The 26,920-nt window shown below is 38.1% G+C and carries 19 protein-coding genes; 12 read left to right on the forward strand and 7 right to left on the reverse strand.

Annotation, left to right across the window (positions count from 1 at the left end; all coding sequences use genetic code 11):
• Nucleotides 1-332: 332 nt before the first annotated feature.
• Nucleotides 333-1,043 carry a cell division ATP-binding protein FtsE gene (locus tag FLUTA_RS07965; RefSeq protein ID WP_013686351.1) on the forward strand — a complete coding sequence of 237 codons (711 nt, stop codon included), beginning with the start codon at nucleotides 333-335 and terminating at the stop codon, nucleotides 1,041-1,043.
• A gap of 143 nt (nucleotides 1,044-1,186) precedes the next feature.
• On the opposite strand, the gene FLUTA_RS07970 is transcribed toward FLUTA_RS07965, so the two are convergent.
• The 4 genes from FLUTA_RS07970 to FLUTA_RS07985 form a co-directional block, all read right to left on the reverse strand.
• Nucleotides 1,187-1,477, reverse strand: coding sequence for a hypothetical protein (locus FLUTA_RS07970; protein WP_013686352.1), 291 nt, complete (start codon nucleotides 1,475-1,477; stop codon nucleotides 1,187-1,189).
• A 112-nt stretch (nucleotides 1,478-1,589) separates the two neighbouring features.
• Complete coding sequence (locus tag FLUTA_RS07975) at nucleotides 1,590-2,696, reverse strand: glycosyltransferase family protein (RefSeq protein ID WP_013686353.1); 1,107 nt, start codon at nucleotides 2,694-2,696, stop codon at nucleotides 1,590-1,592.
• Nucleotides 2,689-3,813, reverse strand: coding sequence for a glycosyltransferase (locus tag FLUTA_RS07980; protein ID WP_013686354.1), 1,125 nt, complete (start codon nucleotides 3,811-3,813; stop codon nucleotides 2,689-2,691). The genes FLUTA_RS07975 and FLUTA_RS07980 overlap by 8 nt, the downstream gene beginning before the upstream one ends.
• Before the next feature lies 1 nt (nucleotide 3,814).
• Nucleotides 3,815-6,304 (reverse strand): GEVED domain-containing protein, encoded by a 2,490-nt coding sequence (locus FLUTA_RS07985; protein ID WP_013686355.1) that lies wholly within the window; start codon nucleotides 6,302-6,304, stop codon nucleotides 3,815-3,817.
• A gap of 92 nt (nucleotides 6,305-6,396) precedes the next feature.
• Between FLUTA_RS07985 and FLUTA_RS07990 the strand changes: the two genes are divergently transcribed.
• From FLUTA_RS07990 to FLUTA_RS08030, 9 genes are all read left to right on the forward strand, one after another.
• Nucleotides 6,397-7,089: a response regulator transcription factor gene (locus FLUTA_RS07990; protein ID WP_013686356.1), complete on the forward strand. Its 693-nt coding sequence runs from the start codon at nucleotides 6,397-6,399 to the stop codon at nucleotides 7,087-7,089.
• Between the two features lie 16 nt (nucleotides 7,090-7,105).
• The gene (locus tag FLUTA_RS07995) at nucleotides 7,106-7,558 is read left to right on the forward strand and encodes a deoxycytidylate deaminase (RefSeq protein WP_013686357.1); all 453 of its coding nucleotides are present in this window, start codon (nucleotides 7,106-7,108) and stop codon (nucleotides 7,556-7,558) included.
• Entirely contained in the window at nucleotides 7,559-9,130 is a 1,572-nt protein-coding gene (locus FLUTA_RS08000; RefSeq protein ID WP_013686358.1) for a S41 family peptidase, read from the forward strand. It begins immediately after the preceding gene.
• A 23-nt stretch (nucleotides 9,131-9,153) separates the two neighbouring features.
• Nucleotides 9,154-10,662 (forward strand): hypothetical protein, encoded by a 1,509-nt coding sequence (locus FLUTA_RS08005; protein WP_013686359.1) that lies wholly within the window; start codon nucleotides 9,154-9,156, stop codon nucleotides 10,660-10,662.
• Between the two features lie 379 nt (nucleotides 10,663-11,041).
• Entirely contained in the window at nucleotides 11,042-17,023 is a 5,982-nt protein-coding gene (locus tag FLUTA_RS08010) for a peptidase M10A and M12B matrixin and adamalysin (protein WP_013686360.1), read from the forward strand.
• A 37-nt stretch (nucleotides 17,024-17,060) separates the two neighbouring features.
• A complete protein-coding gene (locus FLUTA_RS08015; protein WP_013686361.1) occupies nucleotides 17,061-18,257 on the forward strand; it encodes a T9SS type A sorting domain-containing protein in 1,197 nt (398 codons plus the stop codon).
• 37 nt (nucleotides 18,258-18,294) lie between these two features.
• Nucleotides 18,295-19,491, forward strand: a complete 1,197-nt coding sequence (locus FLUTA_RS08020) for a T9SS type A sorting domain-containing protein (RefSeq protein WP_013686362.1) — start codon at nucleotides 18,295-18,297, stop codon at nucleotides 19,489-19,491.
• A gap of 302 nt (nucleotides 19,492-19,793) precedes the next feature.
• Complete coding sequence (gene metF / locus FLUTA_RS08025) at nucleotides 19,794-20,744, forward strand: methylenetetrahydrofolate reductase [NAD(P)H] (RefSeq protein ID WP_013686363.1); 951 nt, start codon at nucleotides 19,794-19,796, stop codon at nucleotides 20,742-20,744.
• 2 nt (nucleotides 20,745-20,746) lie between these two features.
• Nucleotides 20,747-21,292, forward strand: a complete 546-nt coding sequence (locus FLUTA_RS08030; protein ID WP_013686364.1) for a hypothetical protein — start codon at nucleotides 20,747-20,749, stop codon at nucleotides 21,290-21,292.
• A gap of 5 nt (nucleotides 21,293-21,297) precedes the next feature.
• On the opposite strand, the gene FLUTA_RS08035 is transcribed toward FLUTA_RS08030, so the two are convergent.
• From FLUTA_RS08035 to hemL, 3 genes are read right to left on the reverse strand one after another with little or no spacing between them, the layout of a single operon-like run.
• A complete protein-coding gene (locus FLUTA_RS08035; protein ID WP_013686365.1) occupies nucleotides 21,298-21,873 on the reverse strand; it encodes a tetratricopeptide repeat protein in 576 nt (191 codons plus the stop codon).
• A gap of 38 nt (nucleotides 21,874-21,911) precedes the next feature.
• Nucleotides 21,912-22,550 carry a hypothetical protein gene (locus FLUTA_RS08040; protein WP_013686366.1) on the reverse strand — a complete coding sequence of 213 codons (639 nt, stop codon included), beginning with the start codon at nucleotides 22,548-22,550 and terminating at the stop codon, nucleotides 21,912-21,914.
• A 54-nt stretch (nucleotides 22,551-22,604) separates the two neighbouring features.
• Complete coding sequence (hemL, locus tag FLUTA_RS08045; RefSeq protein WP_043024179.1) at nucleotides 22,605-23,909, reverse strand: glutamate-1-semialdehyde 2,1-aminomutase; 1,305 nt, start codon at nucleotides 23,907-23,909, stop codon at nucleotides 22,605-22,607.
• Nucleotides 23,910-24,196: 287 nt separating this feature from the next.
• Between hemL and kynU the strand changes: the two genes are divergently transcribed.
• Together kynU and FLUTA_RS08055 are read left to right on the forward strand one after the other, a co-directional pair.
• Nucleotides 24,197-25,480, forward strand: a complete 1,284-nt coding sequence (gene kynU / locus FLUTA_RS08050; RefSeq protein WP_013686368.1) for a kynureninase — start codon at nucleotides 24,197-24,199, stop codon at nucleotides 25,478-25,480.
• A gap of 93 nt (nucleotides 25,481-25,573) precedes the next feature.
• The gene (locus FLUTA_RS08055; protein ID WP_013686369.1) at nucleotides 25,574-26,911 is read left to right on the forward strand and encodes an FAD-dependent oxidoreductase; all 1,338 of its coding nucleotides are present in this window, start codon (nucleotides 25,574-25,576) and stop codon (nucleotides 26,909-26,911) included.
• Nucleotides 26,912-26,920 lie beyond the last annotated feature (9 nt).

Below are 26,920 nucleotides of genomic sequence, written 5' to 3' on the forward strand. Positions count from 1 at the left end.
CAACTATTTTAAGAACCTAAAATTAAGTAGTACCAATGGAGATAAGGGAAGCTTGTGTAAAAGTTTTAAACTTATAAGTGTTAAGAGATAATCTTGTTACACCGGAATTTTACGAATCGGAATCGTCAATTTTACATTGAGAGATTGTCTTGAAGAAAACGGCATTTAGATTTTGTAAATCGATTGAAGTTTTAATCAGTTCAAAGAGTTCAAAGAGTTCAAAGAGTTCAAAGTTGAACCTTTTAAACTTTTGGAACAATTGAACTCCATTTTAAAACAAGAACTGGGGTCGCTTGTCTCTTAGATAGATCTCACATTAAAAACTCACAAAGGTGGAGAAAGTTATTCGTATTCAAAATGGACGAATTGACCAATTGGGTCAAACGGTTCTTGATAACATCAATTTCGAGGTGGAATCGGATGAATTGGTTTTTTTAATTGGAAAAACGGGTTCAGGTAAAAGTAGTTTATTGAAAGTGCTTTACGGAGAATTGGAGCTTAGTGATGGCTCTGGGTCGATGGTGGAGTATGATTTGCGAAAACTCACGAAGAAACAGATTCCAAATCTCCGGAGAAAACTAGGTGTTGTTTTTCAGGATTTCCAATTGTTATCTGATCGTTCGATTACGGATAATTTACGTTTTGTGATGCGAGCTACAGGCTGGAAAGATAAGCGTGAAATGGATCAACGGATTCTAACTGTTTTGTCCATGGTTGGTTTGGAAGGAAAGGAACATATTCAGCCACACCGTCTTTCTGGAGGAGAACAACAACGCGTTGCAATTGCCCGGGCTTTAATCAACCACCCAAAAGTGATCATTGCTGATGAACCTACTGGAAATCTAGATCCAGAAACGTCTACTGAAATTATGCATTTGATTGTGGCTGTTGCGAAGGAAGAAAAAGCAGCAGTAATCATGGCAACCCACGATATGTCTTTGATTGAGAAATTCCCTGGGAAAGTATACAAAGTAGAGAATAGAGAATTGAAATCACTGGATTTGATGAATCGATTTGATCCTTTCCAACCGTTGTTTGATTAGGATGTGAACCTAATAAAGAGGGTTTTCTTCGCTCTCCCCCTTCGGAGGGGGATAAAGGGGGAGGATTTTCCAAATGATTATACTTTAATGACTTTATTTGGAATCGATTTTTCATTCAAGTTATTCAGATACTCCATTTTCCATTATCTACCAGAGTTAACTGAACTGACCTCAATACCTTTAATCTCGTGAAAGTATGAAATACCATTTCCCTTAGGGTCTAAAAAATTGAAAGACAACCCAATGTGATCGAAATTGGAAGCTGATGAATACTCTTTTGATGAAAATTCAATTTTAACGATATTAACTTTAGGACCACCTATTAAAATTGCGCTAAGTCTTGATACCCTTAAGTCTTGTAAGCAAATACTAATAATAGAGATAATTATTGCAGTTATAGCTAAAAGGGATGTTACAATCTCATTTTTTGTCATTCTTAGCATTTACGTGTTTCAATAAGACTAGTAAAATTCAACAAAAATTTCCTCCCCCTTTATCCCCCTCCGAAGGGGGAGTTTTAAAATATCTCCTTGTTAGGATTGAATTTTAAAACCCAATTTCCTCCAAAACACTCTTTAATTTCTCAATCCCAAATTCTTCCTCCAATTCTTCCAATCGATTCGTTGACTCTTGATTTCTTCCTAGAACATGATTGATTTTTTCTGCTAATGGCAAAGCTGGATCCCAAATTTCACAGTGTTTTTCCAAAGTTCCATTTCCCACCATTTCTTGGGTTGCAATACATGGTTTCCCAGTCAGCAAAGCGCGGATTACTTTTAATTTAATACCTGCAGATTTGAATCCGATTAATAAGTGTAAAGAACAGCTGCTCATGAGTTTATTTAATTCTGAATCACTTGGATTTGCGATACATTCCCATCCTTGCTTTTGGATTTTCTTTACAAGAATCGGACTCGGATTTTTACCAGCAATCACTACTGGAATTGTCAATTTCGATTGCCGATTTTCTGCTATCAGTTTGTCAATTGCTTCTTCATTTTCTGAAACGGACAAATTTCCGTGATAAAGCGCAAATGGATTTTTTGCTTCTGTGGGTTTTAAAATTAAATCCGCATCAATAGTTACAGGAAGATAAATTGCATGAAACCCCAAATTCTGATAATAAACCAAATCGTTTTCAGAAATGCAGAATAGTGGAATTTTCTTGAGTTGAAGTTCCTGTTTTTTCAGTTTTCGAGCTTCCCAACCAAAGTACATTCGTTCCGAATACGTTTTGGCATTTTTTGCTAAATCACCGTAATATTCCCATTCAATATTGTGCATCCGAATGGCCAATTTCCGATTATTTTTGCTGAGTTCATTTGCCCAAAAAGTGCTATGCTGACCTTCCAATAGAATGGGATTTTCATCCTGCATCAACCGCTTTAAAAGGGCTTCCGAATTTCTGCTTTTTACAATGTATGGGAGTTTTGACAAGAGCGATTTTAATCCAGTTTTTCGCTCGTAGTAATGAATTTCATCGGCGATCTCCAAAAAATCATGTGTTCTTCCTCTGCCATATTCGTAGCAATGAAGAATGACGAAATAACCCAATTTTTTAAATCCTTTTGCTCTTAGATAAACATCCAAAACACCCCCGTAATCTGGAGGAAAAGGAACATCAAAAGAAACAATGTGGATTTGCTTATTCATGAATTTTTGGATAGAATTCGTTTAGTTGTTGAACTTCTACTTCCCAATTTTCTTTACTGGCTGCAATTTTACAATTGTTTTTCCAGGATTCCATCAATTCAGGATTGTTTAGAACCGTTTGGATTTGTTTGGCAAGTTCTTTTGGATTGAAATCACTTACGATTTTGCCCACTTCATAACTCTTTACCAGCTTGGAAACCTCCACTAAATCGGAACAAATAATAGGAGTAGACGTTTGAATATAGTCGAAAATCTTATTTGGAAGCGAAAACAAATAATTCGGATTCGTAGGTTGATCGAAGCTTAAACCCAAGTCTGCCTGTTGCGTGAACTGGAGTAATTCCAGATACGAACGTTTTCCAAAGAAAAGCACCAAATCAGTCCATTTTTCGCGTTCAACGAGCTTTTTCATTTCGGGAATAATGTCTCCATCTCCCACAATGAGGAGAACCGTGTTTTCCAAGAAAGGCATCATGCGAATTGCTTCTTCCACTCCGCGATCTACATTCAATCCGGCGCCTTGCATGATTAGTATGTGCTTTCCTTCTGGAATTCCGAGCTCTTTTTTCGACTGAATTTTCGGTGGATTCCAACGGGGTGAAACATTGCGAACAACCTTCAAATCGACGCCATATTTTTGGCGGTACTTTTCCGCGATAGAATGATTGACAGTACTCACAAATTTCAACTTTGGAAAGAAAAACCGTTCAATTCGTTCCCAAATAGCTTTCACTTTTGGCCGATTAATTAACTCAGGAACTTCCGTAAAATATTCGTGTGAATCGTACACCAAATTGATTCCTTTTAGTTTGGAAACCAAATAGTTTGGAAGAAGGGTATCCAAATCATTGGCTACAAGAATCGACGAGCGATGAAAAAGTAAGAACCAAAACAGTCGAAAGTTGAACCAGGCATAAAACAGCACACCTTTTTCAAAAAACATCCGAAAGCGCTTTGTACGATAGGTTCGAAACTCCATTGCCTGACTCGATTTGAGAGCCCGACCAACCAACAAGACATCGTATCCTTGATTTTGAATAAAGGAACATACTTTATGAACACGTTGATCCGTATTCAAATCATTGATTACGCTAACAATAACGGTTTGTTTTTTCAATTTATAGTTTTACAATTCGAGCGATGCGTTGAATAGTTCCGTCCGTAATCCGCAATTGATAACTTCCTTGAGCCAAGTTTCTCAAATCAAAAACACCTGTATTACTTGTTAGTTGTTTTTGAGTTTGAAGAATTTTGCCAGTCATATCCATTAGTTCTACAGAAATTGTTTCAGCTTCTAATCCAGCAAGGTCAATTGTAACTTCATCATTTGCAGGATTCGGGTAAATTGAAACTACATCCAAGTAATTTTGCTCCAAACCTAAAGGGTTTGAAAGAATTATATTGTAATCCTCCACTTCACCGTAGTTTGTGTTTCCACATGGGTTTATTGGACCTTCACCACCTTGTGTTGCATTGTAAGAAATTCGAACGCGCATTTTTACTGAACCACTTGTGGCATTTTGTGGAACTGTGAAGTTGAAAACAAGCGAAGCGCCAGCAGTAATAGATACAAAGGCAATTCGTTCCCCCACATCATCAAAATCAAAATCGCCATTGAAATCAATCCAAGCAGCAATTTCATCCCCCGTGTAAGCACTTCCAGGAGCTTGACCTGTAATTTGTGGAGTAATTGTAATGCTATATAGTTGACCCTTGGTTAAAGTTGTTCCGATGTTATAACTCGTGTAGTTGTTACAAGTACTTTGATTATTAATAGTAGCTAAACTTACGTTTTGAATAAATTCATCGCAAAAGGTAGATGAAGCAGTGCAAGGACCAGTAGAATTTGTGACAACAATGTAATTTGTTTTTAACTCTACATCAGATCCTGAGGTATTTGTAGCGGTTAATTGTACAGTATAAGTTCCTGTTGTGTTAAAAGTAACTTGTGGATTCTGAGAAGAAGCATTTGTTCCTCCAGAATAAGCCCAACCTGTTGCAGGAGTGATGATCCAAGCCCATGATGTAGGACTTCCTGTAGATTGATCTGTAAATTGGGAAACTCCTCCGGAAGTTACCGTAGTTGGATTTGCTACAAATTGAGCAACGGGAGCATTCGGCGTTACAGTACAAGGAGCGGCAATTCCATTAATAGCGGTTGCTCCAGTATTCGTTGCGTCTAACCAAGGTTTTAAGCGTGCATTGTTAGTTGTTCCGTTTAAATCCCAATCTGTAAATAGTTTTCCATAGACATCCGCTTCATTTGGACCTGTTCCATTTCCAGCTCCATTTACGGTACAAGCTGAACCACCTCCAGTTAGCTGTCCAACAATTCTTCCACTTGTATTAAAAAGGGGAGACCCTGAAGAACCCCCTTCCGTTACACCATGTCCATTCGCAGTGGTTGCCCAAAAAACAGCCCAGTGTGCGTTTGCAGCTCCGCCATTGAAATTACTACTGGATAAACCTTGAGTATAAGTAGATATTTTTTTGGCACTCCCATCTGGGTGATGAATTCCAACGCCACTTGCCGATCCCGTATTGGTTCTATCCCAACCGGCATAATAGACTTCATAAGATGCTGGTGGTTGAGCAGATAATTCGACCAAATAAAAATCAGATCCAGCCACTTTACCATTTCCTGGAGGATTATTTAAAGTGCCATTTCCTGAAGAAGCACGAACGGTTCCGCCAGTCATTGTTTTTGTTCCTTGTGAAGGATCGTTTTGGTTTTGACTACCTGTTGCACAAGTTGTTTTTTGATATTTCCAATACCAAACCCAAGTAGAAATTGATTGTCCAGCAACTCTTTCGCCACAATGCCAAGCGGTAAGAATATAGGGTTTGCAATCATTGGATGTATTATTGATCGTAGAAGCGCTACAAACGTAAGTTCCCGTTCCATCGTTAAAGGTATAATGAACGACAGATTTTATTTGATTTGCCCAGTTGTTTCCTTCTGTACAGGCAACATCTACTTGACAATTTGCAGCTTTCTCTTGATTGGCTGATGATTTACTTGAAAATGCTCCAACATGTTCCTCCACTCCTCTGTAAAAATACACAACTTCATTAATGTTGAAAACTGGCGTTTCTTGTACCCAAGATGGTGCGCTGTATTCCAAATACATTTTTTCTCCTTGAACCATTTCCATTGCCTGAAAATCGTCTGTTGAAGAGGTATAAGAACCTAAGATTTGTTTTCCGTTTTCATTGTAGGCAAATAATTTTCCTCCTGCTGGAATTTGAACGCTTTCTGAAAAATAAAGACCCAATGCCATTGCATCTTTTCCAGATATAATTAATCTCCAAACTTTTGTTCCATCGGGCAACAAAGACCAAGTTCCTGAATTTGTCATAGTGATTGATACAGGAAGGTTTAGTCCAACGCGGTATGCACCTTTTGAATCATTGAGTGCATCGTCATTTTTTGCAGCAACGATATTTGGTTTTGAAAGTGTATAAATTGCTTGAGAATATGTAAAAGGTGAATTGCTTGTTGCATTTATTTTTTGTAAGCTAATAGGAATACCGCCTTCGCTAACCTGGGCTTTTAAGACATTGACAAAGCATAGAATTGTGCTGAGTATGAAAACGATTTTTAGCATTTAATTAAATTTATATTGTAGTTTTCTCAAAATTACACTCTTTTAACACAAGAATCCAATATGAAAACGCTTTTTTTAAAGAAGTTTGTCAAATGAAACAGGTATTAGTAATTGAAGATGAGCAAAGTTTGCTTGAAATGATGCAATTCAATTTGGAGTTGGAAGGGTATTCTGTTACTACAATTACCAATGGTAAAGAAGCTTTGAAATACAAAACCCAGCTGGACAACTTTGATTTGGTTATTCTAGATGTGATGTTGCCAGAAGTAAGTGGTTTGGATATTTGCCGGGCATATCGGGAAGAATCTTCTGTTCCAATCATCTTTGTTTCTGCCAAAGGGAACACGATAGATCGGATTGCTGGACTAAAATTAGGCGCGAATGATTATTTGCCAAAACCGTTTGATTTAGAAGAGTTCCTTTTACGCTGTTCTATCTTGGTTCAACCGAATAAGAAGCAACTGACAATTCCTTCAGAAATTAGAATTGGAAATTACCGTGTTTTCCCTGCTTCGTTTGAAGTGGAAAGCATGAACACTGGTGCAAAACAAGAATTGAGTAAACGCGAGATGGAATTGATTCAATTGTTTTATGCCCGAAAAGATGAGGTTGTTTCCCGCGATGAAATACTGAACACACTTTGGACGAATGATCAATTTCCAACAGGACGAACAATCGACAATTATATCCTAAGTTTTCGCAAGTTGTTTGAAGATGACCCAAAGAATCCGCAATTCTTTCATTCAATACGAGGTGTAGGATATAAATTCACGTTACTTGATTAAATCTTATCTTTGCAGCATGTTTGTAGAACTAGATAAAGAAGTGACAGAAGAGAAAAAATTAAGATACGACAAAGCTTACTTGAGAATGGCTCAAACTTGGGCTGAATTATCACATTGTGAGCGCAAAAAAGTTGGAGCGTTGATTGTCCGTGATGGAAGAATTATTTCAGATGGTTACAATGGAACTCCTGCAGGATTTGAAAATTGTTGCGAAGATCAAAACGGAAATACACAGTGGTATGTTTTGCATGCTGAGGCAAATGCCATTTTGAAAGTTGCTCGGTCTACGAATGATTGCAGTGGAGCGACTCTTTTTATTACCTTGTCACCTTGTAAAGATTGCAGTAAATTGGTTCTACAAGCAGGAATCAAACGTGTTGTTTATATGATGGAATACAAAGACACTACTGGTGTTGACTTTTTAAAAAGCGCTGGTGTTGAAGTGGTTCACATCTCAGATCCGAATTAAATGAATAGAAAATATGCCTTTATTTATCCAACATTATTGATGATTTTTTTAGTCATTGGATTATTGATTGGATCCCGTTTGAATCAGAAAGAACCTCAAATCGTTTCTGGTTCTTATTCCAAGATGCAAGAAATTATTGGCTTGCTAGATCGCGAATATGTAGATTCTATTGAAAGCAAAAAACTATTTGAAAAAACCATTTCAGATATGTTGCATGAGTTAGATCCGCATTCAAATTATATTCCATCCGAAAATTTAAAGGCTGTAAATGAACAAATCCAAGGAAAATTTGGTGGTGTAGGAATTCGATTTGCAATTATTCGAGATACATTATGCGTTACCAATGTGGTTCCAAATTCCCCCTCTTTTCTAGCGGGTGTAAAAGCAGGAGATAAAATTCTAATGATTGACGGTAAAAGGATTACGGGTAAAAAAATTAAAAACGAAGATGTCCTTAGTAAATTGAAAGGTGATCCTGAAACGAAGGTTCAAGTTCAAATTTATAGAGATAGAAAGAAGAACAGTAAAACCATTACTCGTGGAATTATTCCACTTCCATCAATTGTTTGTGCTCAAATGCTCGACAATCAAGTAGGATATATCCGCCTAGATAATTTTTCGATTTCTAGTGCTGACGAATTTTATTTTGCAGCGCAATCCTTGAAGCAATTGGGAATGAAAAAGCTGATTTTTGATTTGCGTGACAATGGAGGAGGCGTGCTAGATGGAGCTGTTAGAATTGCGGATGAATTCTTGCCAAAAGGGCAAAAAATCGTTACAGTTAAAGGAAAAAAATACCTAAGTACTACGGAATACTCAAAAGGAGGAGGTTTATTGGAACAAACAGAATTGGTTATCTTAATCAATGAAAATTCGGCTTCAGCCTCTGAAATTTTAGCTGGAGCAATTCAAGACAATGACCGAGGAACAATTATTGGAAGAAGATCTTTTGGAAAAGGGTTGGTACAAAAAGATTTCTCGCTATCAGACAAAAGTGATTTGCGACTTACGATTGCTAGGTACTACACTCCTTCTGGTCGATCAATTCAAAAGTCGTTTGGTGAAAGCTATGAAGATTATTACCACAGCAATGACAAAAGAAGAGATAACGGAGAATATTTTGCTCCAGATTCATCGGTTTTCAAAAACGCAAAAAAGTTTAAGACTTTAAAAGGAAGAACCGTTTACGATGGTGGGGGAATTATGCCGGATGTGTTTGTTCCGCTTGATACGACCAATTCTACGTATTATTATTTGGCACTTAGATATTCAGGTGCTTTCCAACAAGTAGCATTTGATTTCGCCTCTAAAAACAGATCTTCTTGGAAAACCATTCAAGATTTTAACGCCAATTTTGAAACACCAAAAAACCTGTTGCAAAATTTAATTAAAACGGGTGAAAATCTTGATATTCCTTATAGATCTGATGATTTCAAAAGAAGTGAAGGGCTTATCAAAGAAGTGATGAAAGCCGAAATTGCCCGACAATTGTTTATTGAAGAGGGTTATTTCTTAGTAACGGCATCTTCGGATAAAGAAGTTCAAAAGGCGCTCCAAATTTTGAAGCGCTAATTTCATCCATCAATTCAACCCCTATGAAGTATCTCCAATTAGGTGCTGTAAAAAAGGAAAATCCAAACATCCAGTTTCCACTTTCTGAAGCTGAAAAAGTGGAGTTTTTAGAAACGTGCAAAAGCATTTTTCCAAATGCAACGGAGAAAGAGTTGACTCATTTTGTAGGTGTTTGTTCATCGAGTAAAGCGTTGATTTTTGCTTCTTGGGTAGAAACGGATTCAAATTTATTTTCCACACTTCAAAAAGGAGAATTCAGTGACTTATTTAAAGATTCTCTAAAACTAAAAGAACATGCTCTTTATGAAGAGTTTAAGTTATTTTTAGAACCCTTTTTATTTTCAATATATACCAACAAGATTTCTTCTATTTCAGAGAAAAACAGTCACTTTTTTGCAAGTTATTCGATATTATTGCCAGCATACCAGCAAAATTTGGTGCAGGATTCGATATCGGAGTGGGTTTTAAGTCAAAAGGAGGAGTTGAGCATTGCTTTAAAAAAAGCCAAGAAAGATACCGATCTACATAAATTGGTAGCGGCTTATCTGAGTGAAAACAGGATTCTGACCTTGGATTCGTTGAACTTGAATCACTACCGAATTAAAACTCAATTATTGGAGTTTTTTATGGGCTTGACTTTTCATCCAAAAAGTTCCAGTCGATTTTTACTCTTTCTTTCGCAGAGACTCTTGCAGTTGCAGCTCACAGACGAACATCGCAAGCAAGTAACTGAATTCGGAAGCAATGTAAAAAAAGGAAAGATTGTGGTGGAATCGTCCCGTATTTCATGGCTCAGATTAAGTGGAATAATTTTACTCCTTTTGATTTGTGTTGTTGGAATTATTGCCTTGTTTTATGTGAAAGAAGATCCGGAAAATGATTTAGCGCAAGAGCAAACGGCTTATATGGCTTTTAGTAAAGAAGAGCGTCAAAAGTTGGATTCATTAATTACTGAAGTGAAAAGCGAAAAACGACTGGTTGATGATGCTCGGTTGGACTCAAACTTACCATTTGTTGGAGAAGATTTGGTCGAAAAACGCACTTGGACGAACGCACTTTTTAGAGATTTGATTAATCATTGGGCACACAATGATTCTGTTCCCTTCACGAAATTATTCACTCAGAGCAAGCCATTTTCTTCTACTTATCCTCAAACAAAACCGTTATCGAAGAAAGGGGGTAATGCCAAAGTTGAGTTTCACAATGAAACTGATTTAATGGCTTTGGTGGTTGTTTTTCAAAATTCGAAAAATGGGTTGATTTACACCAAGTATGTTCATTCAAAATCATTGGCAAAGTGGACGATGAACGAAGGAGATTACCTGTTTGTTTTGCCTGGAAATAAAGTTCCATCAAACATGAAGTTTGGAAATCTTCCATTCAAAGAGTTGGATCAGCATTTCTATGAAAACTTGGGAATTTCTTACCGAGTAGATGCATTTCAGGGAAAAAAAATAAAGTTGATTTGGGAAAACTTAGGAAACAACAATTCGTATTTGATGGATTTATCGAATGCCTTGATTAAGGAATGATAGAATTGTTAAAAAGGTTCAAAAGTTCAAAATGAACAGGTTGTATTTTTCTCGATAGCTATTCCGAATTAGAATAAAAAAAAGAAGAGAGACTGGAAATAAAGTCTCTCTTCACACGCTACCTAAACTAAACCTAACTACTACTACTTATATATTCTTTAACGCATGTTTTTTTGTTTTGGTACATCTGAAGGCTGTAATTAACTTCTTTTAACGCCTATTAAATAATGCCTTATTTCAAAAAAAGATTTTAATTATTACAAAATCGATTTAGCATAAAGTGGTGTACTTTCAAAACTAAAATCACTATTTTTTAAAATAAATCATAGGAATTTATTTTTTATTAATAATTTGGACTCTAAACAATTGAATACTACCTATGAAACGTACCTTAACTATTCTATTTTCACTTTTCTTATTTGTATTAAACGCCCAACAAGACTCGAGTAATCTGTCTCCCAACGGTATATTTGACAAGGTTTTTGACATGAATGGAAGGCAGTACCAATTAAGTGATTTACAAGTTGGCAGTATTCCTAAAAATGCACAGCTCGCGCCCGCATTATTGTGTTCCAGTGGTTACTTCGATTTATACTTCGAACAAGGAAGTGGCATGGAAGGCAGTTCTCAGACTGAAATTGACCGCAGAAATGTGATTTGTCAGGTTTTTTCCGATTTATCTCAGTTTATTGTACCTGCAAACTCCAACGTGCATGTCAATATTTTGGTGCGAAATATTAATCAAGAGCTGCCAGGATATGATCCGTTGACCAATCCTTTTCCAGCAGCTATAAGTAATGTGTTGGGTTTAGCCTCGGGTTTTTACGTAGTCCCTTCAAATGCGTCCGCTACTAAAGGAATAATTGACAATGAAATTTGGAAAACAATCAATTCAGGTGTTGATTCCTATACCGGAGTGGCATCTCCTCTTATTTCAACAGTTCCAAATGGGGCCATGTTTTATCATGGAATGGTAGGATTTAATTTTGATAATATCGGAAACCCCTGGAATATCCTGTTAAATCAAGCTCCATCCTCTTCAAGTTATTTTGATTTATATTCAGTAGCACTTCATGAAATTACACATGCTTTGGGCTTTGCTTCGTTAATTGATGCGAATGGAGATTCAAAATTTAATACGGGTTATGAATATTATTCGCGTTACGATTTGTTTTTGAAAACCGCCGGAAATCAATCTTTAATAACAAATACCGGAGCATGTTCTTTATACAATTACAGCTTCAATCCTGCATTGAATCCAACGGTTATGACTCCTGCTTCATTTGATTGTGCAACGCACATTAAATTTGCAGGAACGGTTAATAAATCGGTATATTCTCCATCAACTTTTCAACCGCCAAGCAGTTTAAGCCACATGGAAGACGTGTGTCATCATACAGTGAATCCTTATCTGGATGATGAATATTATGTGATGTCTAACGGACAAAACGGCGGTTCTATGAAAAGGTATTTAAAACCAGAAGAAAGAGCTGTTTTGTGTGATATTGGTTATCAGGTAAATACAACTTATGGTATTACTTCCAACTTAAATTATTTCAACTATAATGTGGGTGTTTGTCCAGGACTGCAAATTGCCGGAGTTAATGATGGAATTACATCAGGGGGATTATACCAACATGTTGTAAGTCCTGGTGGATCACTGACCATTTCAACTATCCTGCAAAATGATGTAAATGCGAGTAGCTTTGAGTGTTTGGAGAATATTTATGGAAATGGTACACTGACCGCGATTTCCAGTACCAGTTTTACCTATACAGCAGCTACTCCGGGAGTTGTCCTGTTAAGGTATATTCCTGTTTCAGGCACCGGGGTGAGAGGAAACATTACCTATGTACTTATTTATGTTTCAGCAGGAAATTGCACACCAACAGTTTGCAGTATGCTGAATAACGGCAATTTTGAAGGTGCTGGTCAATGCGGTCAGCTGGAAGTACCTGCTAGTAACGGAATTTCGATAAATTGTTGGTCTCCTGCAGTTCTTACACCAGATCTTTTTAAAAGGAATTGTACCAGCACCTTCAATAATAATTTTTCTATTCCTGCTACTTATTATAATTCCCCGGGAGCTGAATCCTGGAATGGTTCTCCTAACAATCACTTCATGGGGTTTGCAGGTTTGAGTAATGGATTTGAAGCCGCACAATCGTTACTGAATATTCCTTTAGTTCAAAACCAAACGTATACACTTTCGTTCCGTGCAAAAGTTGCTTATAATGCGATGAATCAGATGCCTCCTCTAGGTACGAATGGTCAAATAACTTTTGGTGCTGCACTTTCAACTATTGCATGGCCCGGTGCTAATTCAGTTTTACCGTCTATTCCCGGTTCGGTATATCAATTGGGTACTCCGATAATAATAAACAATACCGCTAACAATAATTGGGACTATTATTCGCAAACATTTACCTATACAGGTTCTGGTAATTTGTCCAATTTTTTTATTGCGAATACCTCCTTATTGGGAACGTCTGGAAATACTTACGGTTTGTACATTTACATGGATGATATTTCATTGGTTGCAGCAAATCCCACGATTGTGATGGATTTGCCAAATGCAATGTGTTCCAATCAATCTATTTCTGATTTATCCCCATATGCACCTCTTCCAAATGGATCTTTTTCCGGAAACGGGGTGCAATACAGTGGAGGTGTTTACAGCTTCAATGCAGCTGTTGCGGGTATTGGGATGCACACCATTGTTTATACCTATACGGATAATAATGGTTGCTCTCAAACGATTTCAGACATCATTGAGGTAGGACCAATTATTACCGTTTCAGCCATTAATAATTTTATTTGTTCAGGTCAGCAGGTGTCAATAACTGCAAGTGGAGCAGATACTTATACCTGGTCTCCTGCAACCGGATTATCTACAACTACAGGCCCTGTTGTCATCGCATCTCCCACAGCAAGTACTACCTATACGATTACAGGAACAAATTCTTTAGGATGTACAGCATCGAAATTGGTGCATGTTTTTATTACACCTCCAACCGCTACTATTTCAGGTACTACATCGGTCTGTCAAAACTCCGGATCACCGAGTATTGCTTTAACTGCATCATTTGGAACTGCACCATATACATTTGTCTATACTATCAACGGCGGAGCAAACCAAACGATCACCACAACCTATGGAAATGGGATTGGTATTCCTGTACCCACCAATACTTCTGGAACATTCACATATAATTTAGTCAGTGTAACAAGCGCAACAGGCTGTTCCCAAATTCTGAGCGGTTCAGCTACCGTTACAATAAAGCCGCTGCCAACAGCAACCATTTCAACTGTTCCAACTGTGTGTCAGGGAGCACCTTCACCAACTATTACCTTTACAGGATTAAATGGTACTGCACCTTACACGTTTTATTATACGACAAATGGGGTTAATCAATCAATTGGAAGTGGGAGCGGAAATGTTGCTACGGTTCTAGTACCAACAAGTGCTACGGGAACGTTTACCTATACTTTAACAAGTGTAAACAGTGCTATGGGATGTTCTAAAAGCCAAAGCGGAACTGCTGCAATTACGGTTAGTCCATGTCCGGATTGTGGAACAGGAACACTGATTTCTGGAACGGTAACTACTTCACCAACAGCGAATACTACTTTGCGTGTTGCAAGCAATACTACAATCTCCGGAAATGTAACGTTTACCGGAAACAATGTAAAAATTCAGCCTGGAGTTACAATTACAGTAGCTTCAACGGCAACATTAAATATTACAGGATCACATTTTTACGGTTGTGAAAACATGTGGCAGGGAATTGTTGTGCAACCTGGTGGAAAGGTAAATATGCAGCCATACATCGTGTCTTCAACGGTTACAAAAACACCCCTAATTGAAGATGCAGTTATTGGGGTAGACTTTTTACCGGTTACAACCCAGCAAAGCGTTATTTTATTGCAGGTAAATAATGCAACGTTTAACAAAAACGCAACAGCAATCAGAGTGCAGGGTTATCCGTTTGCGAACGTTGCAAGCATGTTCTCGGTGAAGAACAGTTTGTTTACTTGCAGAACTATCTACAATACTTCTGCTTCAACTTGGCCTTTGACAACTACCGTGAAAGCTTTAAACGGAAGTACAGACCCATACGTAAATCCTTACATTACCACGACTTATCCAATAACGACTATGAAAGTGCCTCAAAACAGCACCTTTTCAGATAAAGGAATTCAATTGGTAAATGTTGGTACAGTATTTAATTCAATGAATATTGGATCTACTGTTGCGGCTGAATACAATGTATTTGATAACTTAAAGGTTGCACTTCATTGTTCGAATGCCAATGTTAAAGTAGAAAATACTGCGGTACAATTCCCGCAGATCATTACTTCTGCCATGTATTCAAGCCAAAGTTTGCCCAATATTGGAACTGGAATTTTTGCCACAGCTACATCTGGTTATTTGGGTAAAGTAGATGTTGCAGGAACTACCTCGCTTCCTAATAAATTTTATGGATTGAGCAGAGTACTTCATGTGGTCAATTATCAGAATGTTCAGTTCAATTACAATACGATTCGCAGCACCCGTACCAACAATTATCCAGTACAAGGCTATTACAATGGAAATATGGGGCTTTATCTCTCTTTGGAGCAATTTCAAACAGTGGGTGTTGTTTACAATACCATTTACAATACCAATACAGGTGTTTTTGTGAGTGTTAACAATGGAATTAATCCATGTGTTGGAGCAAGCATTGCCGTTTCCAACAATTTATTTCAAAAGAATTTAGGAACGAATAATGGCTCTTTTGGAACGAGTGCCATTCATTTAGAAAATAATAGTGCGCTTGATGTTTTTGCAGGATCTATTTACTCAATTAGCAATACTATTACAGGTTCTCTGCGAGGAATCACTGTTAATAATTGGCTTAAAACGAGTATTACGACCAATGAAAACACCCTTACTTTGGGTATTAACCCCAATGCTTTTGTGGGTGCTTCCAGTTATGGTATTGCGTATAATAATTGTACAGCTGGAAATGGGATGAATCAGATCTATGGAAACAACGTAATTGGGTTTTCACAGGCTTATGAAAACTATAAAGGCATTCAGTTTACGCAATCAATGGGAAACAATATCTCTTGTAATGGAACACGTGACACACATACCGGGTTGTATTTTAATGGAACTTGCAGCCAAACCAAAACCTACAAAACAACCATGCAAAACCACCGCTACGGCTTTGTGTTGGATAATAGCGCAATTATAGGACAGCAGGGAACCACCACCACACCCACGGATAATACCTGGGTGGGTACAACTTGGTCTCCCACTGGAACCACAAATGGAAATTTTAAAAATGCCTGTTTGAACGGAAGTAATACAAATAATTCAAAAATGTATGTGCGGAATAGCAGCAGTTGCAATCCGAATGGTTCAACATTTACTTCAGGATTAGGTAGTTGGTCATATACCGCGAGCATTTCTCCAATCACCTTATTTTACGTGTCTAATCCACCACTTGAAACAGCATGTGTGACCAGCCTTCCACCAGAAGAAGGCTTGATGGCTGGAACTAACGGCAGTGAAGAAGGCATCGCATCAGAAACGGCTAGTGCAGAAGAATCTGCGGCTAGTTGGTTGGAAGAATCTGCAGAATTGGTCGAATCGGTTATAGATTCAGATCACCAAGTGGTGATGAAGAACCAATTGTATCGATTATCGGAAGAGGAATCGGGTACTTTAAGTTCAGCTCAACCAGAGTTGGATGCTTTAATTGAAACAGAGTCACAAACCAATATTGGCACGTTATGGGAAGTGGAAAAATCCTTGTCAGTTGGCGATTTGGCAGAGGCCGCGGCAATTAACAATAGCGTGAATCCGGAAAACAGGTTGGAAGAAAGTTACCAACTTCTCTACGAAGCAGATTTGCATTACCGCAACGAGGTGTTTAACACATCGGACAGTTTGGTGCTAGTTGATTTGGCTCAAGGTTGCCCTGCCCAACAAGGAGGATCTGTGTTCCAAGCACAAGCGCTCTATAATCACGTGTACCACACAGCTACTATTTTCACGCCAGATTGTCAAACTAGTTCAGCGAAAAGCATGCAACAAACTGCTAGTGCAGATCATCCCGATGATGAAAATGTGTTGTATAAGTTGTATCCTGTTCCTAATAATGGGATCTTCAAGTTGCAAGGATCCTTGTTAGCAGGTGATCAATTACAAATCATGCAGTTGGATGGTAAGTTATTGCTAGCACAAACAATCATGCAAGATGAAGAAACAATGGATTTGGCAACTCATTTGAGTTCAGGAACCTATGTGGTTGTATTGAAAAATAGCGAGGGACAAGTGAAATACCGAAACCGCATTGTTGTGCTCCAGTAAGAATGTGTTGTTTGAATGGAAATTAAAAAGAAACCGGATGAAAAAATGGACGATATGGATTTTTTTGATCACAAACCAGGTGTTTGGGCAAGTCAATTTGGTTCCCAATCCAAGCTTTGAACAGTGTGTGAATTGTATAACAACTGATTTTGGCCCAGCTTCATACCAAGCCTCAATTGTTGATTGGTTCAACCCCAATACCTGTACTCCAGATTATTGTACAGCAATGGATTATCCAGCGTGGTTGAATTATCAAATTCCAGATGGGCAAGCATTTATAGGGATAGGAACTTATGATCCAGCAGGTTCGAATGGTCGGGAATATGCCACCTGTGCCTTGCTGGATACATTGTTGGCTTCGAAGTGGTATGAGGTGTCATTTTATGCACGTGTGAAAGAAGGGCATTCTCGTTTTGCCTCCAATAATTTAGGAGTACATTTCAGTGATACGGCTTTGCATGCAGCTAATATGTATTTGTTTAATGTCTATAATCCACCCTTGTTGGAAGCTCAGGTAAAATATTTCAACAACGAAATAATCTCTGATTCGGCGCATTGGACTTTGGTGTGTGGTTTGTATCAGGCACATGGCGGGGAGAAATACCTGACCTTGGGTAATTTCAATACCGATGCGCAGACCACTCAAGGCATGGAATACACGGATGGTATCGTATGGCAAACCTATTTTCTGATTGATCAGGTATCGGTGATTCCTTTAGACAGCATAGTGGGTGGTATTCCAGCAGATGCGGGCCCAGATCAAACGATCTACATCAACGACACTGCATTTATAGGTCAAAAAATAAGCAATATGCCTTCTGTGTGGCAGAAGCTGGATGGCACATCAGTTGCTATGAATACTGCTGGGGTTTACGTTTCCCCGCAAGTAAACACAACGTATGTAGTTTCACAAACCATTAATGGGTTTTATTCCACGGATACGGTCACCGTTTTTGTGATCGATGATTTAGGTATTGAAGAAGATTTTCAATCGAAGTATAAGTTGTTCCCTGTTCCCAATAATGGGATCTTCAAGTTGCAAGGATCCTTGTTAGCAGGTGATCAATTACAAATCATGCAGTTGGATGGTAAGTTATTGCTTGCGCAAACGATGATGCAGGATGAAGAAACAATGGATTTGGCAACTCATTTGAGTTCAGGAACCTATGTGGTTGTGTTGAAAAATAGCGAGGGACAAGTGAAATACCGAAACCGCATTGTTGTGATCCTGTAAGAATGTGTTGTTTGAATGGAAATTAAAAAGAAACCAGATGAAAAAGGGAATGGTATGGATTGTACTGATAACAAACACGGTGTTTGGGCAGGTGAATTTGGTTCCCAATCCCAGTTTTGAACAGTGCACAAATTGCATAACAGGGCCTTTTGGACCAGCATTTTTTGAAGCATCAATTGTTGATTGGTACAACCCCAATACCTGTACCCCGGATTATTGTACAGCAATGGATTATCCAGCGTGGTTGAATTATCAAATTCCTGATGGACAGGCATTTATAGGACTTTCGACTTATGATCCTGTTGGATCAAATATCAGAGATTATGCCACCTGTGCCTTGCTGGATACATTGTTGGCTTCCCATTGGTATGAAGTGTCTTTTTATGCACGGGTGAAAGAAGGGCATTCTCGTTTTGCTTCTAATAATTTAGGAGTACATTTCAGTGATACAGCTTTGCATGCAGCTAATATGTATTTGTTTAATGTCTATAATCCACCCTTGTTGGAAGCTCAGGTAAAATATTTCAACAACGAAATAATCTCTGATTCAGCTCATTGGACCTTGGTGCGTGGTTTGTACCAGGCACATGGTGGGGAGAAATACTTGACCTTAGGTAATTTCAATACCGATGCGCAAACCACCCAAGGTATGGAATACACAGATGGAATAGTGTGGCAAACCTATTTTATCATTGACATGGTTTCCGTCATTCCTTTAGACAGCATAGTGGGTGGTATTCCAGCAGATGCGGGCCCAGATACAACGATTTACATCAATGACACTGCATTTATTGGTCAAAAAATCAGTAATATGCCTTCTGTGTGGCAGAAGCTGGATGGAACAGCCGTTGCTATGAATACTGCTGGGGTTTACGTTTCACCGCAAGTAAACACAACGTATGTGGTTTCACAAACCATCAACGGGTTTTATTCCACGGATACGGTTACTGTTTTTGTGATCGATGATTTGGGAATAGATGAGCCCGAAGAATACAATTTTACCGTTTCACCGAACCCTAACAAAGGAGTTTTTACCATTCAACTGCAACAGCTGATTAAAGAAACCACGGAGCTTGTTATTTATGACAATACTGGTCGGGAAGTTATGAACCAAGCGGTGGAATCTCCCATTACGCAAATAAAGGTTGTTACAGCAGTTAAACCAGGAATATATTTAGTGCAGCTTAGGCAAAAAGGAACTGTTGGAAAGAGACAAACAGTAGTGATAGAGTGATTTTTTCAAAACAAAAAGGTCTTAAAAACAACAAGAGAGAAGCAGGCGCTCCTCTCTTGTTCCAACCTAAACTACTACTACTTATGAAAACTAACCTCTAAAACTAAATCAAATAACGTACCAAAGTATTTACTTGTTTCTAGCCTTAGCGTATACAAAGATAACGGACGTATTTCGATTTTGTTTCATATTGAACTCAGTTTTAACATTATTTGGAGAACCGGAATTTTGCTCAAAAAGACACGTAAGATAAGATTTCATGTATCTTTGGCGACGAATTTAATTATATCCTCTCTGAAGGCATGAAAGTTATCGATCACATTAACGCAGCGAAAGACACGCTATTTTCATTTGAAATTCTACCTCCGCTAAAAGGAGCGAATATTCAATCTATTTACGATGGTATTGACCCCTTAATGGAATTCAAACCGAAATACATCAATGTAACCTATCATCGGGAAGAATTTATCTATAAAGAACGCGAAAAAGGACTTCTTGAAAAGATAGCAATCCGAAAAAGACCAGGAACAGTTGGAATTTGTGCGGCGATTATGAATAAGTACAACATTGATGCTGTTCCTCATTTAATTTGTGGAGGTTTTTCTCGAGAAGAAACAGAGAATGCATTAATCGATTTACAATTTTTAGGAATTGATAATGTGCTTGCTTTGCGTGGAGATTCCATTAAAACAGAATCGACCTTTAAGCCAGATCCAGAAGGGCATAAACACGCGGTAGATTTGATTAATCAGATTACAGATATGAATCGTGGGAGCTATTTAGTAGACGATATTCAATTGGCTCCAACCAATTTTTGTATCGGTGCGGCTGGTTATCCTGAAAAGCATTTCGAAGCGATGAATTTGAGTACGGATTTACACTACTTGAAATCGAAAGTGGACGCTGGAGCAGAATACATCGTTACTCAAATGTTCTTTAATAATCAAAAATATTTTGATTTTGTAGATGCTTGTAGAGCTATTGGAATCACTGTTCCAATTATTCCAGGAATCAAACCGATAACAACATTGAATCACATTTCATTCTTGCCAAAAGTCTTTCATATTGATCTTCCAGAAGAATTAAGTAAGGACTTGATAAAATGTAAAAGCAATAAAGACGTTTTTGAAGTAGGAGTTGAATGGGGAATTCATCAATCACAAGAACTTAAAAAAGCAAAAGTTCCTGTTATTCATTATTATACGATGTCTACCTCTGAAAGCGTTAAAACGATAGCAGAAAAAATATTCTAATCATGAGAAAAGCACCTTTAAGTATTCTTTTTAGTATCCTTTGTTTCATTGGATTTACACAAGTTAAAAATCAGCCATTGAAGCTTAATAATGCACTTGTAGTGAGTCATTTGGATAAGCAAGCAGATCAGTTTTCATTGGAAATTGCGGTTTCGGTTGTATTATCTCAAGCAAAGGTGAACAATACAGTTTCCTTAAATGTGTTGAAGGCTGGTGGAGATCCACAGGTTTTAATGACAGACTCTTTGACGCAAATATTACAAGCAAAAGGAATCAACACCTTGATGCTCGTTTCGGTACGTGGATTTGACAACCGTTTCAGACCCTCATCTGGAAACATCACGTTGGCAGAAGACTTAGCAGCAGATAACTTATTTCCAATTTACAAGGACGACATTACTTCTGTAACTTTTGAGTTTCACTTCTACAGAGACGGAAAGTTGGTTTATACCGATTTGTTGAGAATTGGCGGAATCAATTCGAGAGATAAAGTCTTGCGAAAATTGAGAAAGAAATTGGCGAAGAAGGTTAAGAAAGAGTGGATTTAAATTAATTACGAATTACTTTTCTTAGAGATTTCTTTTTGAGCAGATTGAACAGCAGCTAGAACAATTTCATTTTCTGGATTGTGGATAAGGTAATAATCGAAATCGGCTAGCGCGTCAATATATTGCCCCATTTTCAAATAACAGATACCACGCTTTTCGTAAATATCAATATCGTATTTGGAATATGGCGCCGCCAATGAAAAAAAGCGAATTGCTTCTTGGTACTCCTGTTTTTCAAAAGCATCAATAGCTTCTCTTTTCAGGGTTAAAAATCCAGATTCACGCGCAATTTTCCCTGCTTTAATTTTGAGAAATTGTGCTATTTCTTTGTGTTGATCGGCTGTAATTTCATGTTTTCCTATGCAAATGATTTCATCAAACGGCTCATCAAATTCCGAACAAGCGCTCTTGACATCGAAGTGGCGTAGTTTGTCGATGGAAGGAACATTGGTGGTTGACCAAAAGCGTTGAACTAAAATTTGATTGGGAGAAAACTCCAATAGTTGAAATAAGTAATAAAGAGAATCATGACGAAAGTAAAAGTAACTTCCAACGGGGAGTATTTCTATTGCTGATTTCATAGAGGAAAGATACGGATTTATGAAGAAATAAATTCGAATTACAATCCTTTTCCTATTCTCCTTCCCAACGAAAATCCAAAATAGTAATTTCGATCATATTTTGTTAGCGGAAACTTATCGTCAACGAATTTGCGCATCGTGAATTCAAATCCGATACTGAAACGACTAAAATTAAGTTTTACCTCGGGCATGAAGAAATAACCATAAGGTGTAATATCTCCGCCGTATGGATCTCCGCTTGTGATGAGATAACCAAAATGAATGGTCGGTTCAATAGAAAAGGCGGTTTTGATTCGAAAATGTTTACCTAAACCTAATTGTGGGGGGACGAAGTAAGGAAAAATACCAAAATCACCAAAATTTGCTCCAAATCGGAAGTAGGTCACCCGAATGATGAATGGGCTTTTTCCTTGTCCGATGTAAAAATTATTCCCTATTCTAAAATCAGAAGTAAATGTGTATTCCTTATAATTATAATTTCCGTCAATATGTTTTAGAAAACCAAATCCAATAACGCCATCAATAAATAGACGATTTAATCCTCTTGCGCCAAGGGTTTGTTTTTCATTTGATAGCCGTTCGTTCTCTTCTTGCTCTTCGTATCTTTTTAATGGATCCTTTTGTTGCGCGAAAAGTGAGTTGTGATAAATCAAGATGATGAGAAGTATCCATTTCATTAGTTGGTGGAGGATTTAGTTTCAACCAAATATAACGAAATAATTAACAGTTTGTTAGCTCATAATTCGATCCAAAGCATTAATAAACAATTGAGCAGCTTTCAGTAACAACTCATCCGTATGAACAGCAGAAATGAAACCAACCTCGTAGCCACTTGGACCCATGTAAAGTCCTTCTTCCAATAATGCACGGTGCAAATGTTTGAAGTTTGTCATATCTGGATTAATTTCTTCAGCAGCGTGAATATGTTTTGAATTATCGAATGAAATCCAGAAAATGGAACCGATTGTTACCAATTCGAAAACATACCCTTTTGCTTTCGCATGGGAATTGATTTTATCAGTGAATAATTTGGTTCTGCGTTCCTGATCTTCGTAAAAACTGGGTTTACTTAATTCAGTTAATTGAGCCAAGCCGGCGGCCATTGCAACTGGATTTCCGGATAGTGTTCCCGCTTGGTAAACTGGTCCGTCTGGTGCAACGCACGCCATGATTTCTTTTTTCGCTCCGTAAGCGCCAACGGGCAAACCGCCGCCGATTATTTTTCCGTATGTCACCAAATCTGGTGCAATTCCGTAATATTCAGCCGCACCAGAAAAAGCTACTCGGAATCCTGAAATCACTTCGTCGAAGAATAACAAAGCGCCATTTTGTGTACAGATTTCTCTTAATTCTTTCAAGAAACTCAATTCTTGCAAAAGCAATCCATTATTTGCAGGAATCGGTTCAATAATCACACAAGCAATCTCTTTTCCAAATTGCTCGAAACAACTCTTTAAAGCTTCTGAATCATTCAATGGTAAAACCAAGGTTTCGTTTGCAAATGCTTCTGGAACTCCAGCACTGGAAGTATTTCCGAAAGTCACCAACCCAGATCCAGCTTTCACCAATAAGGAATCGCTGTGACCGTGATAACAGCCCTCGAATTTCACAATTTTGTTTCTGCCAGTATAACCTCTCGCTAAGCGAATTGCCGACATTACAGCTTCGGTTCCTGAACTTGTAAAACGGATTTTGTCAATAAACGGATTTCTCGAAAGGATCAATTCAGCCAATTCATTTTCTAAACGAGTTGGAGCACCAAAACTTGCTCCATTTTGCAAAGCAGCAACGATTCCTGCGTATACTTTTGGATGGTTGTGACCCAAAATCAGCGGCCCCCAACTTCCACAAAAATCGATGAATTCATTGTCATCTTCGTCCCAAATAATAGCACCATCCCCTTTTTTGATAAATAAGGGAGAACCCTCAACCGATTTAAACGCTCTTACAGGAGAATTTACTCCACCTGGAAAGTAATTTTTCGCTTTTTCGTAAAGTGCTTCTGAGTTTGATCTGTTGAGTTTGTTTGTTGCCATGGAGCCGAAGATTTTATTTGATGCAAAATTACGAATTCGATTGGCAGACTCAACCGAAAAGACATAGAATTTCCAATGATATACTGGTATAATTATAAACCGCAAAGAAAAGGGGGGCGCAGAGGATTTAAAATCTTTGCGTTCTTTCATTCTTTGCGGTTAAATTTTAGGAAAATGAAGTTTTACGAAGGTTTCTTTGTTGTTGTGGAGCGTTAAAAAATCTCGAAGATTGGTTATATTTGACACATATTTTTTACCCGTTCTCAACAGAACAATCGATTTATCAGATGAAATACGAATTTACTCCCGAGTTTGCAGCTCAAATGGATGCTTCAGACGCGTTAAAGTCTTACAGAGACCGCTTCCATTTTCCAACTTTCACTAAGAATCCTGTGAGATATTTCACAGGAAACTCGTTAGGCCTACAGCCAAAAACAGTGCGTGAAAAAGTAAACCTTGAATTGGATGACTGGGCGAAATGGGGAGTAGAGGGCCATTTTTTAGGAACAAATCCGTGGTATAAGTATCATGAATTCTTAACCGAATCTTCTGCAAAAATCGTAGGAGCATTGCCTAAAGAAGTGGTAGTTACGCATTCTTTGACGACGAATCTGCACTTACTAATGGTTTCGTTTTATCAACCAAAAGGAACACGAACAAAAATTCTGTGTGAAGCAAAAGCATTTCCAAGTGATTTGTATGCATTGGAATCACAAGTGCGTTTTCATGGGTTAAATCCAGAAACTGATTTAGTAGGAATGAGTCCGCGAGCAGGAGAACATACTTTGCGCGATGAAGATATTTTGGCCAAAATTTTAGAGCTGGGAGATTCTTTGGCTTTAGTTATGTTTGGCGGAGTGAATTATTATACGGGCCAACTTTTGGATATGGAATCAATAACCAAAGCGGGTAAAGGAGTTGGTGCAATGGTTGGATTTGACTTGGCGCACGCTGCTGGAAATATTCCGGTGAAACTGCACGATTGGGGAGTTGATTTCGCCGCTTGGTGTTCGTATAAATATTTGAACTCAAGTCCTGGAGGAGTTTCAGGGATGTTTGTTCACGAAAAACATGCAAATAATAATTCACTTCCTCGTTTTGCAGGATGGTGGGGATACGATAAAAGCACACGTTTTCAAATGGAACCTGGTTTTGTTCCAATGGAAGGTGCTGAAGGCTGGCAGTTGAGTAATGCGCCTATTTTAGGAATGGCTGCTCATTGGGCATCATTGGAAATTTTTGATGAGGTTGGAATGGATCAACTAAAGGCAAAAAGTGATATTTTGACTGCCTATTTGGAGTTCATCTTGGATGGATTATCCGCGAAACATCCGTCTAAATGCCGCTTTGAAATCATTACGCCAAGAGAACCAAAACGTAGAGGAGCACAGTTGTCAATCTTAGTTCACGGAAAAGGAAAACAAATATTCGATGCGATTTCTGAAAAAGGAGTAGTTGCTGATTGGAGAGAACCAAATGTAATTCGCGTGGCACCCGTTCCATTATATAATTCCTTTGAGGATGTTTATTTCCTTGGGAAGTATTTGGAGGAGGCTATTATAGAACAATAGAAAGATGATAGACAAAAGACGCGAGACAAGAGTAAATCCAAAGTCTTAAGTCTTAAGTCTCTTGTCTTAGGTCTTAAGTCTTAAAAAAAGGATATGGAAAAAATAGCAGTAGTAGGAGCAGGACTTGTTGGAAGTTTACAAGCCATTTTACTAGCACAAAAGGGATATCAGGTTTCAGTTTTTGAAAGAAGACCAGACCTAAGAAAAGCAACATTGGTTGGTGGAAAATCGATCAATTTGGCGCTTTCGGATCGTGGCTGGAAAGCCTTGGAGATTGCTGGCATTGCTGAAGATATTCGCAAAATAGCTATTCCAATGTACAACCGATGTATGCACGCTTTGGATGGAACATTGACCTATCAGCCGTATGGTGTAAATAATGAAGCGATTTATTCTGTTTCTCGTGGAGGATTGAATCAAAAGCTCATGAATTTGGCGGATAATTATCCGAATATTGAATACTTCTTCGACCGAAAATGTTTGGACGTTAATTTGAAATCGAATACCCTTTCTTTTTTGAATGACCAAACCAACCAGAAAGAAGAAGTTCAAGTAGACCGAATTTTTGCAACGGATGGAGCTTATTCTGCAGTTCGTATGCGTATGCAAAAATCAATGACATTTGATTATTCTCAAAAATATTTGGATCACGGATACAAAGAATTGGTGATTCCAGCGAATGCTGATGGAAGTCATAAATTGGATAAGAACTGCTTGCATATTTGGCCAAGAGGTGAATTCATGATGATTGCTTTAGCGAATTTGGATGGAAGTTTTACGTGCACTTTGTTCTTTCCAATGGAAGGAGAAACATCTTTTGAAACGTTGAAATCGCGGCAACAAGTAGCTGCCTTTTTTGATTTGACCTTTCCAGATGCAGTAGAGATGATGCCGACTTTACTGGAAGATTATTTCGAAAATCCCACTAGTTCATTGATTATGGTTCGTTGTGAACCGTGGAATTACCAAGACAAGATTGTTTTATTGGGGGATGCTGCTCATGCCATTGTTCCTTTCTACGGACAAGGAATGAATTGTGGATTTGAAGACTGCACGGTTTTCAATGAAATGTATGATGAAAGTAAAGGAGATTGGAATGGTTTGTTGAATCGTTTTTCAGACCAGCGAGTTCCAGATGCCAATGCCATTTTAGATTTAGCGTTGGATAATTACGTTGAAATGCGCGATAAAACTGCTGATCCTGAATTTTTATTGCAAAAGAAAATCGAAGGAAAATTCTCCAGATTGCACCCAGAGAAATGGACTCCACTTTATTCACAAGTGACATTTAGTAATACGCGTTACAGCGATGCGTTGAAAAACGGAAGAAAGCAAGACGCATTGATGCAACAGATTTTGAAATTGGAAAACATTCATGAAAAATGGGACGAACCATTCGTTATGGATAAAATGTTGGAACTTATCTCGTAACCAATCGGA

The sequence above is a fragment of the Fluviicola taffensis DSM 16823 genome (assembly GCF_000194605.1).
Taxonomy (GTDB): domain Bacteria; phylum Bacteroidota; class Bacteroidia; order Flavobacteriales_D; family Crocinitomicaceae; genus Fluviicola; species Fluviicola taffensis.

Coding starts and splice junctions, on each gene's coding strand:
- FLUTA_RS08010 (WP_013686360.1), top strand. CDS start 11,042: ATGAAACGTACCTTAACTATTCTATTTTCACTTTTCTTATTTGTATTA.
- kynU (WP_013686368.1), top strand. CDS start 24,197: ATGAAATACGAATTTACTCCCGAGTTTGCAGCTCAAATGGATGCTTCA.
- FLUTA_RS07995 (WP_013686357.1), top strand. CDS start 7,106: ATGTTTGTAGAACTAGATAAAGAAGTGACAGAAGAGAAAAAATTAAGA.
- FLUTA_RS08000 (WP_013686358.1), top strand. CDS start 7,559: ATGAATAGAAAATATGCCTTTATTTATCCAACATTATTGATGATTTTT.
- FLUTA_RS08030 (WP_013686364.1), top strand. CDS start 20,747: ATGAGAAAAGCACCTTTAAGTATTCTTTTTAGTATCCTTTGTTTCATT.
- FLUTA_RS08040 (WP_013686366.1), bottom strand. CDS start 22,550: ATGAAATGGATACTTCTCATCATCTTGATTTATCACAACTCACTTTTC.
- FLUTA_RS07990 (WP_013686356.1), top strand. CDS start 6,397: ATGAAACAGGTATTAGTAATTGAAGATGAGCAAAGTTTGCTTGAAATG.
- metF (WP_013686363.1), top strand. CDS start 19,794: ATGAAAGTTATCGATCACATTAACGCAGCGAAAGACACGCTATTTTCA.
- FLUTA_RS08035 (WP_013686365.1), bottom strand. CDS start 21,873: ATGAAATCAGCAATAGAAATACTCCCCGTTGGAAGTTACTTTTACTTT.
- FLUTA_RS07985 (WP_013686355.1), bottom strand. CDS start 6,304: ATGCTAAAAATCGTTTTCATACTCAGCACAATTCTATGCTTTGTCAAT.
- FLUTA_RS07970 (WP_013686352.1), bottom strand. CDS start 1,477: ATGACAAAAAATGAGATTGTAACATCCCTTTTAGCTATAACTGCAATA.
- FLUTA_RS08005 (WP_013686359.1), top strand. CDS start 9,154: ATGAAGTATCTCCAATTAGGTGCTGTAAAAAAGGAAAATCCAAACATC.
- FLUTA_RS08020 (WP_013686362.1), top strand. CDS start 18,295: ATGAAAAAGGGAATGGTATGGATTGTACTGATAACAAACACGGTGTTT.
- hemL (WP_043024179.1), bottom strand. CDS start 23,909: ATGGCAACAAACAAACTCAACAGATCAAACTCAGAAGCACTTTACGAA.
- FLUTA_RS08015 (WP_013686361.1), top strand. CDS start 17,061: ATGAAAAAATGGACGATATGGATTTTTTTGATCACAAACCAGGTGTTT.
- FLUTA_RS07975 (WP_013686353.1), bottom strand. CDS start 2,696: ATGAATAAGCAAATCCACATTGTTTCTTTTGATGTTCCTTTTCCTCCA.
- FLUTA_RS08055 (WP_013686369.1), top strand. CDS start 25,574: ATGGAAAAAATAGCAGTAGTAGGAGCAGGACTTGTTGGAAGTTTACAA.